Origin of the sequence: Lentzea sp., assembly GCF_035525475.1 — a bacterium.
Lineage (GTDB): Bacteria > Actinomycetota > Actinomycetes > Mycobacteriales > Pseudonocardiaceae > Lentzea.
The window spans coordinates 1-17,207 of record NZ_DATLEC010000107.1; the positions used below are offsets into that span (position 1 = coordinate 1).

Annotated in this window: 19 protein-coding genes; 8 read left to right on the forward strand and 11 right to left on the reverse strand. The window is 68.2% G+C overall.

Going from position 1 to position 17,207, the window contains the following annotated elements:
* The 4 genes from VM306_RS19020 to VM306_RS19035 form a co-directional block, all read left to right on the forward strand.
* The coding region (locus VM306_RS19020) for a TOBE domain-containing protein (protein ID WP_325516747.1) at positions 1 to 528 on the forward strand (528 nt) is incomplete at its 5' end.
* A gap of 98 nt (positions 529 to 626) precedes the next feature.
* Positions 627 to 1,544 carry a metal ABC transporter solute-binding protein, Zn/Mn family gene (locus VM306_RS19025; protein ID WP_325516750.1) on the forward strand — a complete coding sequence of 306 codons (918 nt, stop codon included), beginning with the start codon at positions 627 to 629 and terminating at the stop codon, positions 1,542 to 1,544.
* Entirely contained in the window at positions 1,541 to 2,332 is a 792-nt protein-coding gene (locus VM306_RS19030; RefSeq protein ID WP_325516752.1) for a metal ABC transporter ATP-binding protein, read from the forward strand. The genes VM306_RS19025 and VM306_RS19030 overlap by 4 nt, the downstream gene beginning before the upstream one ends.
* Entirely contained in the window at positions 2,329 to 3,144 is an 816-nt protein-coding gene (locus VM306_RS19035) for a metal ABC transporter permease (protein ID WP_325516754.1), read from the forward strand. Before VM306_RS19030 ends, VM306_RS19035 begins: the two co-directional genes overlap by 4 nt.
* A 30-nt stretch (positions 3,145 to 3,174) precedes the next feature.
* Here VM306_RS19035 and VM306_RS19040 read toward each other — a convergent pair whose 3' ends face one another.
* The 6 genes from VM306_RS19040 to VM306_RS19065 form a co-directional block, all read right to left on the reverse strand.
* Positions 3,175 to 4,653, reverse strand: coding sequence for a GGDEF domain-containing protein (locus VM306_RS19040; RefSeq protein ID WP_325516756.1), 1,479 nt, complete (start codon positions 4,651 to 4,653; stop codon positions 3,175 to 3,177).
* Between the two features lie 199 nt (positions 4,654 to 4,852).
* Entirely contained in the window at positions 4,853 to 6,076 is a 1,224-nt protein-coding gene (locus tag VM306_RS19045; RefSeq protein ID WP_325516758.1) for an MFS transporter, read from the reverse strand.
* A gap of 569 nt (positions 6,077 to 6,645) precedes the next feature.
* Positions 6,646 to 7,617: a 23S rRNA (guanosine(2251)-2'-O)-methyltransferase RlmB gene (rlmB, locus tag VM306_RS19050; RefSeq protein ID WP_325516760.1), complete on the reverse strand. Its 972-nt coding sequence runs from the start codon at positions 7,615 to 7,617 to the stop codon at positions 6,646 to 6,648.
* Between the two features lie 5 nt (positions 7,618 to 7,622).
* Positions 7,623 to 9,017, reverse strand: a complete 1,395-nt coding sequence (gene cysS / locus VM306_RS19055) for a cysteine--tRNA ligase (RefSeq protein ID WP_325516762.1) — start codon at positions 9,015 to 9,017, stop codon at positions 7,623 to 7,625.
* Positions 9,014 to 9,637, reverse strand: a complete 624-nt coding sequence (locus tag VM306_RS19060) for an HAD-IA family hydrolase (RefSeq protein ID WP_325516765.1) — start codon at positions 9,635 to 9,637, stop codon at positions 9,014 to 9,016. Before VM306_RS19060 ends, cysS begins: the two co-directional genes overlap by 4 nt.
* A 25-nt stretch (positions 9,638 to 9,662) precedes the next feature.
* Positions 9,663 to 10,610: a toll/interleukin-1 receptor domain-containing protein gene (locus VM306_RS19065; RefSeq protein ID WP_325516767.1), complete on the reverse strand. Its 948-nt coding sequence runs from the start codon at positions 10,608 to 10,610 to the stop codon at positions 9,663 to 9,665.
* Between the two features lie 53 nt (positions 10,611 to 10,663).
* On the opposite strand from VM306_RS19065, the gene VM306_RS19070 reads away from it, so the two are divergent.
* Complete coding sequence (locus VM306_RS19070; RefSeq protein ID WP_325516769.1) at positions 10,664 to 10,966, forward strand: DUF6191 domain-containing protein; 303 nt, start codon at positions 10,664 to 10,666, stop codon at positions 10,964 to 10,966.
* Here the strand turns inward: VM306_RS19070 and ispF are convergent.
* The 3 genes from ispF to VM306_RS19085 are packed head-to-tail and all read right to left on the reverse strand — an operon-like array spanning position 10,963 to position 12,655.
* Positions 10,963 to 11,433 carry a 2-C-methyl-D-erythritol 2,4-cyclodiphosphate synthase gene (gene ispF, locus VM306_RS19075; RefSeq protein WP_325516771.1) on the reverse strand — a complete coding sequence of 157 codons (471 nt, stop codon included), beginning with the start codon at positions 11,431 to 11,433 and terminating at the stop codon, positions 10,963 to 10,965. The two genes, VM306_RS19070 and ispF, sit on opposite strands and share 4 nt — an antisense overlap.
* Entirely contained in the window at positions 11,430 to 12,122 is a 693-nt protein-coding gene (gene ispD / locus VM306_RS19080) for a 2-C-methyl-D-erythritol 4-phosphate cytidylyltransferase (protein WP_325516773.1), read from the reverse strand. The genes ispF and ispD overlap by 4 nt, the downstream gene beginning before the upstream one ends.
* Before the next feature lie 44 nt (positions 12,123 to 12,166).
* Entirely contained in the window at positions 12,167 to 12,655 is a 489-nt protein-coding gene (locus tag VM306_RS19085) for a CarD family transcriptional regulator (protein ID WP_065915127.1), read from the reverse strand.
* Positions 12,656 to 12,885: 230 nt separating this feature from the next.
* Here VM306_RS19085 and VM306_RS19090 point away from each other — a divergent pair, with 230 nt between their 5' ends.
* The gene (locus tag VM306_RS19090; RefSeq protein WP_325516776.1) at positions 12,886 to 13,674 is read left to right on the forward strand and encodes a hypothetical protein; all 789 of its coding nucleotides are present in this window, start codon (positions 12,886 to 12,888) and stop codon (positions 13,672 to 13,674) included.
* Positions 13,675 to 13,740: 66 nt separating this feature from the next.
* On the opposite strand, the gene VM306_RS19095 is transcribed toward VM306_RS19090, so the two are convergent.
* The gene (locus VM306_RS19095; RefSeq protein ID WP_325516778.1) at positions 13,741 to 14,169 is read right to left on the reverse strand and encodes a hypothetical protein; all 429 of its coding nucleotides are present in this window, start codon (positions 14,167 to 14,169) and stop codon (positions 13,741 to 13,743) included.
* Between the two features lie 152 nt (positions 14,170 to 14,321).
* Here VM306_RS19095 and radA point away from each other — a divergent pair, with 152 nt between their 5' ends.
* Both radA and VM306_RS19105 read left to right on the forward strand, forming a co-directional pair.
* Positions 14,322 to 15,731 (forward strand): DNA repair protein RadA, encoded by a 1,410-nt coding sequence (gene radA, locus VM306_RS19100; RefSeq protein ID WP_325516780.1) that lies wholly within the window; start codon positions 14,322 to 14,324, stop codon positions 15,729 to 15,731.
* A gap of 56 nt (positions 15,732 to 15,787) precedes the next feature.
* On the forward strand, positions 15,788 to 16,324 hold the full coding sequence (locus tag VM306_RS19105; RefSeq protein WP_325516782.1) for a hypothetical protein: 537 nt from the start codon (positions 15,788 to 15,790) through the stop codon (positions 16,322 to 16,324).
* Between the two features lie 45 nt (positions 16,325 to 16,369).
* Here the strand turns inward: VM306_RS19105 and VM306_RS19110 are convergent.
* A partial coding sequence (locus VM306_RS19110; RefSeq protein WP_325516784.1) for a glycoside hydrolase family 15 protein occupies positions 16,370 to 17,207 on the reverse strand: 838 nt, incomplete at its 5' end.

Consider the following 17,207-nt stretch of genomic DNA (forward strand, 5'->3'; position numbering starts at 1 on the left):
ACGATCTACGTCACGCACGACCAGGTCGAGGCCATGACGATGGGTCACCGCGTCGCGGTGCTCAAGGACGGCCTGCTGCAGCAGTGCGACACGCCTCGCGCGCTGTACGACCGCCCGGCCAACGCGTTCGTCGCGGGCTTCATCGGCTCGCCGGCCATGAACCTCAAGACCGTGCCGATCTCGGCCGAGGGCGCGAAGCTCGACGGCATCATCGTGCCGCTGACCCGGTCCGCGCTCGACGCCGCCGGCGGTCTGGACGAGGTCACCTTCGGCATCCGGCCCGAGGCGCTCGGCATCGTGCCGTCGACCGAAGAGGGCATGGACATGACGGTCGAGCTGGTCGAGGAGCTCGGCGCCGACGCGCTCGTGCACGGTGCGGTGAAGATCGGTGACGCCTCGCAGCGCTTCGTCGTCCGCGTCGACGGTCGCACGCCGCCGACCCTGGGCCAGCACGTCAAGGTGGCCGTCCGCGACACCACCGAGATCCACCTGTTCCACCCCGAAACGGGCGAGCGCCTGGAGGCGTGAGTCACACGTCCAAGCCCCCGGTGTGACCGCCGGGGGCTTTTTCGTGTCGTAATATGAACTCGACAACGGTTTCCATTACCTGATCGAGGGACGGCGTGATGACTCTCCGCAACGCTCTGGTCGGCACTCTCGCCGTCGCCAGCCTGGCCGCCTGCGGCACGACCGCGCCGTCAGCGGACAACGGCAAGATCCAGGTCGTAGCCTCCACGAACGTGTGGGGCAGCGTCCTCAAAGCCGTCGGCGGCGACGAGGTCGAGGTCAAGGCGCTGCTCGACGACCCGAGCGCCGACCCGCACTCCTACGAGAGCAAGCCCGCGGACGCCGCGCTGGTCAAGGACGCCAAGCTCGTCGTCTTCAACGGCGGCGGCTACGACGACTTCTTCGCCAAGCTGATCACCAGCGACGCGACCAGGAAGATCGAGGCGTTCCCCCTGCGCGAGCACGACCACGCGGAGCCGTCCACCAGCGAGGCGCCGGACGCCGACGGACACGACCACAGCGTGAACGAGCACGTCTGGTACGACCTGCACACGGTGCGGGCAGTGGCCGAGGCGGCCGCGAACGAGCTCGGCACCATCGCGCCGGACAAGAAGACGGCGTTCGAGAGCAACACCCAGAAGTTCACCGCCGCGCTGGAGGACCTGGAGAAGAAGGTCGACGGCGTCGGCGCCGGCAAGAAGGTCGCCTCGACCGAGCCCATCGCGCACTACCTGCTCGACGAGACCGGTGCCGAGGACGTCACGCCGGAGGAGTTCAGCAAGGCGATCGAGGAGGAGTCGGACGTGCCGGCCGCCGCACTCGCGTCGATGAACCAGCTGGTCGAGGGCAAGCAGGTGAACGTGCTGGTCAACAACACGCAGACCGAGAACCAGGTCACCAAGGGCGTGGTGGACAAGGCCCGTGCGGCCGGCGTGCGGGTCGTTGCCGTCACCGAGACGTTGCCCGAGGGCGTGACCGGCTACCTTGACTGGATGACCAAGCAGGTGGATGCGCTCTCGCAGGCGCTCAAGGCATGAGCGCGATCTCGCTGCGCGGGGCCCGGCTGTCCTACGGGGATCGAGTGCTGTGGGACTCGCTCGACCTCGAGGTGTCGCCGGGGGAGTTCCTCGCGGTCCTCGGGCCGAACGGATCCGGCAAGACCAGCCTGATGCGGGTGCTGCTCGGGTTGCAGCCGTTGTCCGCGGGGTCGGTCGCCGTGTCCGGGGGCAACCGGTCCGTCGGGTACGTCCCGCAGCAGCGAGCGCTCGACCAGTCGATGACGTTGCGCGGGCGCGACCTCGTCGGCCTCGGCCTCGACGGCCACCGGTGGGGTCTGGGCCTGCGCGCCCGGCGTGAGCGCCGGATCCGGGTCGACGCGGCCATCGAGTCCGTCGGCGCCACCCGGTACGCGGATTCACCCATCGGGGTGTTGTCCGGCGGGGAGCAGCAACGGCTGCGGGTCGCGCAGGCGCTCGTCGGCGACCCCCACGTGCTGCTGTGCGACGAGCCGTTGCTGTCGTTGGACCTCGCCAACCAGCGGGTGGTGTCCGAGTTGATCGACAAGCGTCGCCGCGAGTCCGATACGGCTGTCTTGTTCGTGACGCACGAGCTGAACCCTGTGCTGCCGCTCGTCGACCGGGTGTTGTACCTGGTGGGCGGGCGGTTCCGGGTCGGTACGCCGGAAGAGGTCATGAACTCGCGGACGTTGTCCGAGCTCTACCGGACGCCTGTCGAGGTGGTCCGGGTGCGCGATCAGATTCTCGTCGTCGGTGCCGGTGCCTGCGAGGAGCAGACGCACCACCTGACCGCTGAGGCGGCGTCGTGACCTTCTTCGACCTGCTCGAGCTGGACTTCGTGCAGACCGCTTTGGTCGCGGCTGCTGTTCTGGGGCTTGTCGCCGGGGTGCTCGGGCCGCTCGTTGTCACTCGCAAGATGGCTTTTGCTGTGCATGGGACCAGCGAGTTGGCTTTCACCGGTGGGGCTGCGGCTTTGCTTCTCGGTGTCGGTGTCGGCTATGGAGCTCTGGCTGGGTCGATCCTTGCCGCCGTGTTGCTCGGCGTTCTTTCTCGGCGGGAGAGCGATCGGGACTCTGTTATCGGGGCCATCCTGGCTTTCGGGCTTGGGATGGGGATTCTCATGCTCGCTTTGTACAAAGGGCGGGCTGCTAACAAGTTCGGGCTGTTGACCGGTCAGATCGTTGGTGTCGACTCCACCGATTTGACTTTGCTGGTTGTTTCTTCTGTTGCTGTGCTGGTCGTGTTGGCCTTTATTTATCGGCCCTTGTTCTTTGCTTCTGTCGACCCTGATGTCGCTGTGTCTCGCGGGGTTCCTGTTCGGGCTTTGTCTGTTGTTTTTGCTGTTCTCGTCGGGGTCGCCACCGCTTTGTCCGTGCAGGTTGTCGGGGCTTTGCTGGTGCTGGCGTTGATGATCACTCCGGCTGCTGCCGCCATGCGGGTTACTGCTTCGCCTGTTCGGGCTACTGTTTTGTCCGTGGTTTTTGCTGAGGTTGCTGCTGTTGGTGGCATTTTGTTGTCCTTGCAGCCCGGTTTGCCGGTTTCTGCCCTGGTCACCTCGGTCAGTTTCGTGATTTATCTGGTTTGTCGCGGGGTCGGGGCTGTTCAGCGTCGCTCTGCTTAGTGGGGTGACCGGCTTCGCTTTCGCGCTTCGTCACGCCGAGCGTGAGGTTATCGGCTTGGTGATGTCCACGTCGTCTTGCCTCGGGGTGGGCATCGGCATCAGGCGTGGCGGGATGTCCAGGCCCGCTACCCTCACCTGGTTCCTGCCGCTTTCTTTCGCCTTGTACAGCGCTGCGTCTGCTGAGTGTTGGGCTGTCGCCATGTCCGGGCCGTTGTCCGGGATCACTGCCACGCCTATTGAGGCGCTGATCGCCTGTAGCGACGCGCCTTCTGGTTCTGGCGGTTGGATTTCCCGGCCGTAGAGGGTCACCACGTTGCGGTGCTTGTCCGTTGTGGGGACCGCCAGTGAGCCGATGGCCTCGCGGATTCGTTCTGCGATTGTCACGCCTTGGGCCACGGGGGTGTCCTTGAGGGCTACTACGAACTCCTCGCCGCCGTCTCTGCCCGCTACGTCGCCTGGGCGGAGTTTTTCTCGGAGGATTCTGCCCACTTCTGCCAGGACCGCGTTGCCTGCTGGGTGGCCCCAGGTGTCGTTGATGCGCTTGAAGTGGTCCAGGTCGATCACCAGGACCGTCATCGGTTCGCCGTCCATGCGGCAGCGTTCTGCCAGGCGGCCCGCGTACTCGGTCAGGCCGTTGGTGTTCAGCAAGCCCGTTCTGTAGTCGGTGTGGGCGTCTGCTGCCAGGCGTTGGTGCAGTTGTTCCTGTTCTCGCAGCAGGCGTTCCAGGTGGGTCCTTCGTTCGCCTGCCCTGGAGAGGAGGGCGTTCACCAGGATCACCGGGACGGTTAGGAGTAGGGGGCCCACCCAGTGGCTTGTCATGAGCATGCCGAGCATGGCGCCGGCGCCGAGGGTGCTCATTTCGAGCATGTTGTCGACTTTGGAACCCAGGAAGTCCAGGACTTTCGAGTTCGGGGTGACGATTTTGAACGCCACCGCGACTGTCATCACCTGCACGAACCAGTAGAGGACGGCGGCGATGGCCAGTACCAGGACCAGGCCCAGGTCTGTCGGGACGTTTCCCGTCGCGGACAGGGAGACGCCCGTCAGGTGGACCAGGGCCCAGGACAGGAGCGTCGAGGCGAGCATCGAGGCCGTGCCGAAGACGAAGCGGTAGGGCTGGCGGCGGGCGATGGGCTGGATCAGGATGCGCATCCAGATCGTCGCTATCACCGCCAGGCCGCCCGGTAGGGCCACGGCTGCCGCGAACGTCCAGACCGACGTCAGGTCGATGTGGGGGCCCGAGGCCTCGTTGCGGCGGGCTTCTTCCGCTCTGCGGACGATGGTCAGGTGGATCGTGATCGCGGCGATGAGCGCGCCGAAGCGCAGCCAGTCGGAGATCGAGACCGAAGTCAGCTTCGTCAGCAGCCAGACGGAGGCTCCGGCCACCGCTGCTTCGAGCACGAAAAAGTATGCGATCGCGCTGGGCGCAACGGTCCAAAGGTCCCAGTTGCGAATCGGAGTCAAGCCGAGTGCCCGCGATCGTCTGCGATCAGTCAAACTGTTCTTCACCACGACCCCCTACGCTCATGGCACATCATGAGCAAGCCGCCGCTGACCAGGTCGTAGACCTACCTGCGCTGCAGCTCGTCGCAACGAGGAGGTGTCCTTCCATGTGCAACCGTGACTTCTGAACGCCGCCTCTCGCCGACCTGACTGCAATCATCCTGGTGCCTCTGCAACGGATATCGCTTTTGGTGACCGTTCTGTTTCAGATTGCCACCGCCTTCGTGTCACTGCGACCTCGAGCACGTCTCCAGGCGAAGGTGGCCTGGGTCGCCAGCAGCAGTCCGATACCGCCCGCTCCCGCGATCGTGGCCGTCACCGATCCGATCGAATGGGCGACGACACCGGCCAGCGCCATTCCCCCGCCCTGGCTCGAGCGCAACGCGGCACGACCGATGCCATAAGCCCTTCCGCGGTACTGGTCCGGAAGCAGCCTCATCCACGCCGAACGAGCGGGTGTGTGATAAGCCCCGCCTATACCGGCGAACACCAGCAAAACGATCGTCCAGGTCAGGTTCGGGTTGAACGCGAACAGGATCAGCGGAGCCAATGACAGGATCGCCAGCGGGCCGATCAACCGTTCGCGCTTCGCCGGGTCGCGCACGAGGCGGAAGAGCAACGCCACGCCCAGCACGTTGGCCGCGGGTTCGATGGCGAGGATCAGGCCCACCGCCCACACCGCGTCCAGGCTCGCCGCGAGGGGCACCGCGAGGCCTTCCGGGACCATCGCGAGGCCCGCGAGCAGGCGGACGCCCAGCAGCGTCCTCAGCCGCGGCTCGGACACCATCAGCGTCAGCACGCCGCGCGGTTCGTCGTCCTTCTTCTTGCGGCCCAGCGGATCCGCTGCCGGGCGGTGCTTCACGGACACCTGCACCAGGATCGCCATGGCGGCGAACGTGGCGGCGTTGATGCCGAGCGCCACGGCCGGGTTGGTCTGGGCGACGAGGAAGCCGGCCGCGGCCAGGCCCGCCATCTGAGCGATGTCGACGGACGTGCCGAACAAAGCCACGCCGTCGTCATAGCGTTTCGGCGGAAGTACGTGAGGGAGGCTCGCTTCTTGTGCCGCCAGGTAGGGCGAAGAGATCGCCAGCACGACTACGAGCAGCACGATCATGGCCCACAGCGGCATGCCGGGAATGGCCATCACGGCCATGAGCACCGCCTGCAACCAGGCGGTCGTCACCATTACCGTGCGCCGGGGGAACCGGTCGGCCACCCAGCCGAGCAACGGGCCCGAAATCAGCGGCGGGAAGAGCGTCAACGACCACGTGAGCGCGGTCCAGGCAGCGGATTGTGTCCGCTCGAATACGAGCAGTGACAATGCGACGGCTGCGAGCTGGTCGCCGGCGGTCGAGACGGTCGAACCGATCCACATGGCGCGGAACTCGCGCAAACCCACGAGCTCGCGGAGAGTGCCGCGGGACGTCATGCGCGACCTCGGCGAGCCGCACCCCGGGCGTGGCGAATCAGCAGGTCCTGATTCGTCCTACGCCGAGTCACGTCGCCCCCGCCGGTGGTAATCAATTTCTATCGACAATCACGGTAGAAGCTGTCTGACCGTTCAACGTCTGTCCTACCACAGTGTGTACCTAAACGGAGCAGGCCAGTTACCTAAAGTAGTTACAATAGCGAAACGCGGACCTGATCTTCTTCACAGTTGACCTCGACCTCGCCTGATTGGACCCCAAATGGTCACTCGGCGTGTCAATCGGTTCCGAACGGGTGTCGTCTGCTCCGCCAAGCGGTGCAACCCGCTCCGACTCCTGCAGGTCGAGATCTGCAAATTGCCATCAGCACGAAGGTACCCGCGGCTCGGGAGTGGCGCTGAATAGGCCTCGGCGTTTGTCGCCGGAGTCTCCCGCAAGCGTCTTGCAAGAGGCGGAAGTGGTGTTTCCCCGCCTGCGGAACGAAACCGGTTCAGCAGGCAGGAAAACGATCACTAACGTCGGTGAAACCACTCGCTTAGCGTGGCGAACTAGCCCATAACGTCAGGCCGGTTCAGCCCTTGGCGTCGAGCCTGCGGCGACGGGCGACCTCGGCCAGCACGACACCGGCCGCGACGGACGCGTTGAGCGACTCGACGCCAGGAGCCATGGGGATCGACACGGTCTGGTCGCAGGTCTCCTTGACCAGGCGCCCGAGACCGCGGCCCTCGGAGCCCACGACGACGACCAGCGGGCCCGTCGCCAGGTCGAGACCGTCGACGTCCACGTCACCGTCGGCGTCCAGGCCCACGATCATCAGGCCCGCCTCCGCCCAGTCGCGCAGCGTGCGGGTGAGGTTCGTGGCCATCGCGATCGGCATCTTGGCCGCCGTGCCCGCGCTGGTCCGCCACGCCACCGCCGTCATCGACGCACTGCGCCGCTGCGGCAGCACCACGCCGTGCGCACCGAACGCCGCGGCGGAACGCACGACGGCACCCAGGTTGCGCGGGTCCGTCACGCCGTCCAGCGCCACCAGCAACGGGCGCCGGCCAGAGCGCTGGGCGATCTCCAGCAGCTCGTTCGGGGTCGAGTACTCGTAGGGCGGCACCTGCAGGCCGAGGCCCTGGTGCATCGCGCCACCGGTGATCCGGTCGAGCTCACCGCGGGCCACCTCCAGCACGGAGATGCCCCGGTCGGCGGCGAGGCGCACGGCCTCGGCCACGCGGTCGTCCGCGTCGATGCCCAGCGCCACGTACAGCGCCGTCGCCGGCGTGCCCGCGCGCAGGCACTCCACGACGGGGTTGCGGCCCGCGACGGTCTCGGCCTGGGCCTTCTCCGTCTTCTGGCGCCGCTGGGTCTTCACGGCGTCGGTCTTCGCGGCCACCTTGGCCCGCTTGTACGCCGGGTGGTTCGGGCGTTCCGACGCCTTCGGGGTCGGGCCCTTGCCCTGCAGTCCCTTGGACTTCTGCCCGCCGGAACCGACGACCGCGCCCTTCTTGGAGCCCGGATTGCGCATCGCGCCCTTGCGCTTGGAGTTGCCAGCCACGGAAGTCAGTCGTCCTTCAAGGTCCACTGCGGACCGTCGGGGGTGTCCTCGACGGCGATGCCCGCCTCCAGCAACTGGTCGCGCAACGCGTCAGAGCGCGCGAAATCCCTGCTCTTGCGGGCTTCCTGGCGTTCGACGAGCAGTCGATCGACCAGGGTGGTCAACGCCTGCCGCATGCCGAGGTCGGCAGACGACTGGTCGTTCCACTTCGGCGACAACGGGTCGACGCCGAGGATGTCGGCCATCCGGCGCACGCACTCGGCGGCGTCACGCGCCGCGTCGTGGTCGCCGTCGGCGAGTGCGGTGTTGCCCTGGCGCACCTTGTTGTGCAGTGCGGCCACGGCCTGGGGGGTGTTCAGGTCGTTGTCCATCGCGACGACGAAGTCGGGGCACATGTCGCCGCGCAGCTCCACCGTGCCGGCGCGGTCGACGACCCGGCGCAGGAACGACTCGATGCGCCCGTACGACGTCACCGCCTCGGCCAGCGCGCCCTCGGAGTACTCGATGTGCGACCGGTAGTGCGGCGCCACCAGGTAGTACCGCAGCTCCTGCGCGCGGACCCTGTTCAGCATCGCCGGGATGGACACGGTGTTGCCGAGCGACTTGGCCATCTTCTCGCCGGACAGCGTCACCCAGTAGTTGTGCATCCAGTAGTTCGCGAAGCCGTCACCGGCCGCGCGCGACTGCGCCTGCTCGTTCTCGTGGTGCGGGAAGATCAGGTCGAGCCCGCCGCCGTGGATGTCGAACGTGCTGCCCAGGTACGCCGTGGCCATCGCGGAGCACTCGAGGTGCCAGCCGGGCCTGCCGTGGCCCCACGGCGTCGGCCAGGACGGCTCACCGGGTTTCGCGGCCTTCCACAGCGTGAAGTCGCGCGCGTCGCGCTTGCCGCGCACCGCGGTCTCGCCCTGTTCGACGGAGTCGAGCTTCTGCCCGGACAGCGCGCCGTACTCGGGGAACGAGCGCACGTCGAAGTAGACGTCACCGTCGACGTCGTAGGCGTGACCCTTGTCGATCAGGCGCTGCATCAGCGCGACCATCTGCGTGACGTGGCCGGTGGCGCGCGGCGCGTACGACGGCGGCAGGCAGCCCAGCGCGTCGTACGCGTCCTCGAAGGCGCGCTCGTGCGTGTACGCCCACTCCCACCACGGGCGGTCGTGCTCCGCGGCCTTGGTGAGGATCTTGTCGTCGATGTCGGTGACGTTGCGGACCAGCGCGACGTCGGCTCCGTCGCGGGCGAGCCAGCGGCGGAGCACGTCGAAGTTCAGGCCGCTGCGGACGTGCCCGATGTGCGGCACACCCTGCACGGTCGCCCCACACACGTAGATCGACGCCGTTCCGTTGACCTGCGGGTGGAACTCCCGCATGGACCGGCTCGCGGTGTCGTAGATGTGGAGGCTCACACGGGGATGGTACGGGCCACATCCAGCAACGCGTCCGGCCGGTCACTCGTCGGAACCGGATTGACGAGCCGGAAGGAGCAGCCGACGGCCTCCGCTCCGCCGTCCGCCTCCTCGCTGTCGCCGACCATCACCGCGTCGCGGGGATCGACGCCCAGCCGTTCGCAGGCGGTGGTGAAGATCTTCGGGTCTGGCTTGATCACGCCCTCCTCGTACGACAGCACGAACTCGTCGACGAGGTGCAGGAGGTCGTACTTCTCGAACACGGCCCGGATGTCCCAGGCGATGTTGCTGACGACCGCGACGGGGACGTTCCTGAGGTGCTCCAGCGCCGCCCTGGTGTCCGGGTAGGGCTGCCACGAGTCGGGGTGCACGAGCTGGTCGTAGAGCGCCTCGGCGTCCGGCACGAGGGAGTCGGTGAGCAGCTTGACGTGCACCCAGCGATGGACCTCGGGGTCGAGGTCGCGCTGGAGCCACCCGTCGGCGAGGGCGGGGTCCAGGCCGTCGGCGATGCCCACGGGCGCGGTGAGCGCACGCATCAGGTCGCCGTTGGACTCGAGGTCGGGGTGCTCGAGCCGGAAGAGCGTGCCGGAGAAGTCGAAGAGCGCAGCGCGGGTCGTCACGCCTCCGACTCTACGGGGCGAGCGGCTAGGTGGTCTGGACCTTTTTGAGTTCGGCCTCGACCTCGGACGAGTCGTAGTCGATGACGAGCACCAGTTCACCGGCACCGCGCTCGGCAGCGGCGGCGAAGTGCTCGAGGAACTCGTCGATCTGCTTCAACGGCTGGTCGGCGAGCCGGGCGGTGGCCTCGTAGAGCGGGCGGTGGCGCGCCGGCGTCACCGTGCCGCGCAGGTCGGCCGCCCAGTCGAGGAGGTCCTCGTAGCTCTTCGCGAAACGGGTCGCGAGGAGGCGGATCTTCTCCGCGTTGCCCGCCTGGCCGGAGGGACCGAACGCCCACTGCTGCTTCTGCGGCGAGAGCAGGTCCGTGACCGAGTTGACGATGTCGTCGAACTTGCGGGAGCGCGCGGTGTAGTAGTCGAGCGACTCGGTGTCCGTGCTGAACGTGCGGGCGGTCTCCGCGAAGCCCATCTCGTGGCTGAGCTTCTTGTCGCCGAGAGCGCGCATGCCCTGACCCACGGCGTCCACGAACGTCCGGTACTCCCAGCCCTGCGGCGCGGGCCCCGGTTCGATCCCGACCTTCTTCGCGATCATCTCGGCGAGCTGGAACGGCGTGAAACGGCGCAGGTCGAGGAAGCCGAGGCTGGGGCGGATGCCGGGCACCTCGGTGTCGTCGAACCGCGCGGGCAGGATGTACGGGCTGTGCGGGTCCGTCAGGCCGCGGGAGAGCGCGGACCGGCGTTCGTGGATGGTCCAGATCTTCCGCACGTAGTCCTCGGACACGAACATCACGCAGAAGCGCGAGTCGACGCGGTAGACCACGTCCAGGTACTCGGTGAGCTCCTCACCCCAGAGTTCGTGCTGCATGTCGTTGTCGTAGAAGTAGCGCAGGCCCATGTCCCTGAGGTGCCGCGCGACCTCCTCGACGTAGTCGCGGTTCTCGCCGGCGAAGGAAAGGCAAACGTCGTACTTGGGCACCACACGGATGGTAGTGGCGGGAACCACAGTGCCGGCGCCGGAGTTGTCCAGGTATGAGCCTGGGGTTCCTGTTCGCGATGTCGCTGCCCGCGTTGGTGGTGGCGCTGTTCGTCCTCGCGGTGGTCGAGAGGTTCGTGCGCAGGAAGAAGAGGGGCACGCCGCTGTCGTCGGCCGGCATCGGTGAGCTGGGCGCGACGTTCGAGGCGGGCAAGCGCGACGAGCTCGAGTTCCGCAAGGAGGAACGGCAGCGGCGCGACGAGGAGGGCGACGGCGCGCCACCGCGGAGCCGGGTGGACCTCGACGGCGGGACCGCCGTGCTGAACGTGCCGACCCAGCGGACCAGCCGTTCGCGCTAGTCGGTCGCGCTGACCAGCAGGGCCGTCGCGATCGCGGCGATGCCCTCGCCCCTGCCGGTGAGGCCGAGACCGTCGGTCGTGGTGCCCGCGACCGACACGGGGCCGCCGACGGCTTCGGAAAGCGTTTTCTGGGCTTCGTCGCGGCGCTTGCCGATGCGCGGCTCATTGCCGATCACCTGGACTGTGGCGTTCGCCACACGGTATCCGGCCTCTTCGACCAGCCGGCGCACCTCCGCGAGGAGGACCACTCCGTGCGCACCGGACCACCGCGGGTCCGACGTGCCGAAGACCGCGCCCAGGTCACCGAGGCCCGCCGCGGACAGCAGCGCGTCGCACAGCGCATGGGAGGCGACGTCGCCGTCGGAGTGACCAGCGCACCCGTCGACGCCCTCCCACAGCAGGCCGGCGACCCAGCACTCACGTCCTGACTCGATCGGGTGGACGTCGACGCCCTGGCCGATCCTCACTCGTGGCCTCCGCTGAACAGTGCTTCCGCGACCGCGAGGTCGAACGGGGTGGTGATCTTCATGGCGTGCGCGTGCCCGGGAACCGTGTGGACCTCGACACCGTTCTTCTCCACGAGACCGGCGTCGTCGGTCGCGGCAACACCGGAACGGTAGGCGGCTCTGAGGGTCTCGGCTCGGAAACCCTGCGGGGTCTGGACGACCCGCAGACCGGCTCGGTCAGGTGTGGAGACGACCACTCCGACCTCGTTCACCTGCTTGATCGTGTCGGCCACGGGGAGCACCGGGATGACGGCGTCGTGCCCGCCGCGCACAGCGGCCACGACGTCGGCGATCACCTGAGGAGGTGTGAAGGCACGGGCGGCGTCGTGCACCAGCACGATCGAGGTGTCCGGAATCACGCGGAGAGCGTGGTCGAGGGCGAGGCGCACCGAATCGGAGCGCTGCGCTCCCCCCGAAAGCACGTGCACCGCCCCGCCGGCCGGGGCCAGCGAGGCGGTAGCGGTGTGCACTGAGTCCACATCGGACGGTGGAGCGGCGATGACGACGTGCTGGACGTGGCCTGACGCGAACAGGCCTCGAACGGCACGGGTCAGCAGCGGTACTCCGTTGACCGGCACGAGCGCCTTGGGCATTCCGTAGCCCAGGCGTTCACCCCGCCCTGCCGCGGGAACGAGCGCGACAACACTCATCTCGCGGCGCTATCCGATGCTCTGAATGTGATCTTGTGAGAAAACTACGACGCAGTGGCGAGAACTTCGTCGAGGAGGACCTCGGCCTTGTCCTCGTCGGTGCCCTCGGCCAGCGCAAGCTCGCTGACCAGTATCTGCCGCGCCTTCGCCAGCATCCGCTTCTCACCTGCGGACAGCCCGCGATCCTTCTCGCGCCGCCAGAGGTCGCGCACCACTTCCGCAACCTTGTTCACGTCGCCGGAGGCGAGCTTCTCAAGGTTGGCCTTGTACCGCCGAGACCAGTTGGTCGGCTCCTCGGTGTGGGGAGCGCGCAAGACCTCGAAAACCCGGTCGAGCCCTTCCTGGCCGACAACGTCACGCACGCCCACGATCTCGGCGTTGTCAGCGGGAACCCGAACGGTGAGGTCGCCCTGCGCCACCTTGAGAACGAGGTACTTCTTCTCCTCGCCCTTGATAACGCGGGTCTCGATTGCTTCGATGAGAGCGGCACCGTGGTGCGGGTAGACGACGGTCTCTCCGACCTTGAAAACCATGTGTCCTCTGCCCCTTTCGCTTCCTCCATACTAACACGTCCGGCAAGGCCTCTAACGCCCCTCGATGATCCGTTAGTGCTGGTCAGGGCCATGCGGGGGGTTGACAAAACACCCGTTCGCGTGCAACGTACGGGGTTGTCAAGATCGAGTGGCACCACGTCGCGTCCTCGTTCCGGGTCCCGGTTAGGCTCTTTGCCTGGTGGTTGTTCCCTAGGAAGGACGCTGGAGCCGTGAACTCAGGAGTGTCTCGCCGGTTGATCGTGACGGCGGCGCTGGCCGCCGGCCTGGGCCTGGCGGCGGTCGGCTGCAGCGCCGGTCAGGTCACCCAGACCGGCAACCAGGTCGCCGCTGTCGACGGTGCGAGCGGAAACGCCGGTCCCATCGCGGTGCGCAACGCCCTGCTGGCGTTCCCGCCGGACGGCAACCGCTACAAAGACGGCGAGGACGTGCCGCTGACGTTCGTCATCGCGAACTCGGGCTCGACGCCGGACAAGCTGCTGTCGATCAAGTCGGACGCCGCGGAGGGCGAGGCCGAGGTCGCCGGCGCGAAGGACATCCCGCCGCAGTACGCGCTGCGGGCCGAGTACGACGCCTCGCACGCGCCGACGAAGAGCTCCGCGCCTTCGTCCTCCTCCGTCGTGCCGACCTCTTCGGGTGCCCCGTCGTCGTCCGGTGCGCCTTCCTCGTCGGTGTCGCCCTCGTCGTCCGTGTCGCCGTCGTCTTCGGTCGCGCCCTCGTCGTCGGTCTCGGTGACCTCGGGTGCGCCGTCGTCGTCCGTCTCGCCGTCGTCCTCGGGCCGTCCGTCCGCGTCGGTGTCGCCGTCGGCCGCGCACGACCAGGACCTCGAGGTGCTGCAGATCCGCTGCACGCTCAAGAAGCTGAACCGCGAAGTGGTGGCCGCGCAGACGGTCAAGGTCACGTTCCTGTTCGAGAAGGCCGGCTCCGTGACGCTCGAGGTGCCGGTGGCGCCTTCCGACCACGAGCGCGTGAGCGAGAACCACGAGTCCGGCGGCCACTGAGCTTTCGGCCGCTGAACGCACGAGACGCCGCTCCCTCACCGGGGGCGGCGTTTTTCGCGTGCTGGGTCAGGAGGCCTGCAACATCGGGCGGAACTTGTCGCGGTAGGCCCAGGCGAGGCCGATCTCGGCTGCGACGACGAGTAGCCCCATGACCAGGCCGCTGGGCTCCAGGAAGACGTGGAACAGGAAGATGTTCACGACCACCGGGGCCAGCAGCGCGAGTGCCAGCGGCACGAACCGGCCGGCCACCAGCAGGACGCCGGCGACGAGCTGGACGCCCGAGGTGAGCTGCAGCATGTAGCCGGTGGCGTAGAGGGCGGCGTTGAACGCCAGGCCCTCCGGCGCCATCGTGCTGGGGTCCGGGGCGGGCATGAACATCAGGAAGCCGTTGAGTCCGGTCGTGGCGAACAGCAGGCCGGTCAGCACGCGGGTGACGACGGTGGCGTAGCGGCCGATGGCGAACTTGCGGGTCTGGGTCGCGGTTGCGGTGGTCACTGTGTCCTCCAGGCTGTCGTGTCCTTCCACTGATGCGTCGAACGGGCCCCCCGCCGGATCGACAACCCGTGCAGAAAATCTCGGAGGTTTTCGAGATGGGGTCTGACCTGCGCCGCGAGGTTGTGTCAGACCCTTGCTCTACCGTTCCGGTCGTGGCGAAAACAGCGCGGCCGATCTTCCGTTGTGCCGAGTGCGGGCACGAGGTGGCCAAGTGGTTCGGCCGCTGCCCCGAGTGCCAGGCGTGGGGCAGCATCGAGGAACGCGGCACCGCGTCGGTGACCCGTGTCGTGGCGGGCGCGCCCACGTCGGCGGCGCGGCCCATCGGCGAGGTCGACATCGAGTCGGCGCGGGCGTTGACGACGGGTGTCAGCGAGTTCGACCGGGTGCTGGGCGGCGGGCTCGTGCCGGGCGCCGTCGTGCTGCTGGCGGGTGAGCCCGGTGTCGGCAAGTCGACGTTGCTGCTGGAGACGGCGCACCGCTGGGCGGAGGCGCACGGCCGTTGTCTGTACGTCACGGGTGAGGAGTCCGCTGGGCAGGTGCGGCTGCGCGCCGAGCGCACCGGCAACCTCCACCCCGAGATGTACCTGGCGGCCGAGAGCGAGCTCAGCGCGTTGCTCGGCCAGGTCGACCAGGTGAAGCCGTCGATGCTGATCGTCGACTCCGTGCAGACCATGTCGACGGTGAGCGTCGACGGCGTGCCCGGCGGCGTGACGCAGGTGCGGACCGTCGCGTCCGGGTTGATCGCGATGGCCAAGGAACGCGGCCTGCCGGTCGTGCTCGTCGGTCACGTCACGAAGGACGGGTCCGTTGCGGGACCGCGGGTCCTGGAGCACCTGGTCGACGTCGTGCTGCAGTTCGAGGGCGACCGCCACTCGAGCCTGAGGCTGTTGCGGGGCATCAAGAACCGCTACGGCGCCGCGGACGAGGTGGGCTGCTTCGAGCTGCGCGACGACGGCATCGTGGGCGTTCCCGACCCGTCCGGGTTGTTCCTGACGCGCCGCGAGAAGGCCGTCGAGGGCACCTGCGTGACGGTGATCGTCGAGGGCAAGCGCCCGATGCTCGGCGAGGTGCAGGCCCTGGTGGCCAAGACGAACCTCCCGGCGCCGCGCCGTGCCGTGAGCGGCCTCGACTCCGCGCGCATCTCGATGGCGCTGGCGGTGCTGGAGAAGCGCGGCAAGGTCAACCTGTTCCAGAAGGACGTCTTCACCGCGACCGTGGGAGGCATGCGGCTCGTGGAGCCCGCCGCCGACCTCGCCGTGGTGCTGGCGGTGGCGTCCGCCGAACGCGAGATCGCGCTGCCGGCCGACCTGGTGGTGCTGGGCGAGGTGGGGCTCGCCGGTGAGATCCGGCGGGTCAACGGCGTGGGCAAGCGGTTGCAGGAGGCCGCGCGGCTCGGGTTCAAGAAGGCCCTGGTGCCACCGGACCACGGGCCGCTGCCCGAGGGCGTGCGGGCGCTGGTGGCGAACGACCTCGTGTCGGCGCTGGAGGTGCTGGGGCTGAACCGGCGGCGCAGCGGCGGCAAGAGCGAGGGCAAGGGCGACAGCGGGGACGACGAGGAGTGAGGCGGAACCTGCCGGGCGGCCCGTGAGCCGTCCGGCTGCCGTGATCGAATACGCGGGTGTTGGGGAGACACGACGCCGAGATCGGTGAGCTCTTGCGCTTCGCCGCGGCCCTGGTGCCGGCGGACGTGCAGAGCGACGACGTGCTCGACCACCTCGACCACGAGGAGTGGGAGCTCGTGCTCGACCTGCTGGGCGAGTACGGCGGCAACACCTGGCAGACACCGCGCTACTGGGCCCTGCTCGCCGAGGCCGCGATCCAGATGGACGCCGACGAGGCCTGGTTCCAGTGGCGGTGCGTGGAGTCGATCCAAGGCCTGTGGCGCGTGGAGCTGACGCTGGCTGTGGACGCCGAGCCGTTGCAGGCCAGGGGAGAACGGCCGACCTGGGACCTCACGGGCAACGACCGGCGGCTGGCCGCGCTGTGGATCGAGTCCAAGCCGACGCTCGGTCCGGGAGAACGCGCGACGGCGAGGCTCCGGCCGTTCGTGCCGCCGGCGTGGGCGCACCTCGGCAAGGGCGACGTGATCACCCTGCAGGGCAGCTCGCCGGGCACGGCGAAGATCATCGAAAAGGTGCCGCCGCGGCCCTGGTAGGACCGCGGCGGCAACAGATCACTGCATCAGATCACTGCGTCCAGATCACTGCGAGAGCAGCTGGGCGCAGCGGATCAGGCCCAGGTGCGAGTACGCCTGCGGGTGGTTGCCCAGCGAGCGCTCGGCGACCGGGTCGTACTCCTCGGGCAGTAGGCCGGTCGGGCCTGCCGCGTCCACCATCTGGGTGAACAGCTCCTCGGCCTCGGTGCGACGGCCGGTGAGCAGGTAGGCCTCGATCATCCACGCCGCGCACAGGTGGAAGCCGCCCTCATCGCCCGGCAGGCCGTCGTCGCGGTGGTAGCGGTACACGGTCGAGCCGGACCGCAGCTCGGCCTCGATGGCCGTCACCGTCGACTGGAAGCGCTCGTCGGCCGGGTCGATCAGGCCCGACAGGCCGACGAACAGCGACGCGGCGTCCAGGTCGTCGCCGTCGTAGGCGGTGGTGAAGGACTGGACCTCGTCGTTCCAGCCGTTCTTCAGCACGTCCGTGGAGATCGTGTCGCGCAGCGGCACCCACGACGGGTCGAGCTCCCGGCCGAACCGCTCGCCGAGCTTGATCGCGCGGTCGATGGTGAGCCAGCACATGACCTTGGAGTACACGTGGTGGCGCGGCGCGTGCCGCTCCTCCCAGATGCCGTGGTCGGGTTCGTGCCAGCGCCGCGAGACGGCCTCGGCCATCGCCTGGACCATCGTCCAGTCGGCGTCCGAGAGTGACCCGCGTGCGGTGGCCAGCTGGACGACCAGGTCGACGACGGGGCCGAACACGTCGAGCTGCACCTGCTGGTTGGCGAGGTTGCCGACGCGTACCGGGCGCGAGCCCGCGTAGCCGGGGAGCGTGTCGATCACTGCCTCGGCGCCCAGCTGGGTGCCCTGCAGCGTGTAC

Excerpts from the sequence above, each read along its gene's own strand:
- VM306_RS19030 (WP_325516752.1), top strand. The coding sequence starts at position 1,541 with ATGAGCGCGATCTCGCTGCGCGGGGCCCGGCTGTCCTACGGGGATCGA.
- VM306_RS19045 (WP_325516758.1), bottom strand. The coding sequence starts at position 6,076 with ATGACGTCCCGCGGCACTCTCCGCGAGCTCGTGGGTTTGCGCGAGTTC.
- VM306_RS19070 (WP_325516769.1), top strand. The coding sequence starts at position 10,664 with ATGAGCCTGGGGTTCCTGTTCGCGATGTCGCTGCCCGCGTTGGTGGTG.
- VM306_RS19085 (WP_065915127.1), bottom strand. The coding sequence starts at position 12,655 with ATGGTTTTCAAGGTCGGAGAGACCGTCGTCTACCCGCACCACGGTGCC.
- ispD (WP_325516773.1), bottom strand. The coding sequence starts at position 12,122 with ATGAGTGTTGTCGCGCTCGTTCCCGCGGCAGGGCGGGGTGAACGCCTG.
- VM306_RS19025 (WP_325516750.1), top strand. The coding sequence starts at position 627 with ATGACTCTCCGCAACGCTCTGGTCGGCACTCTCGCCGTCGCCAGCCTG.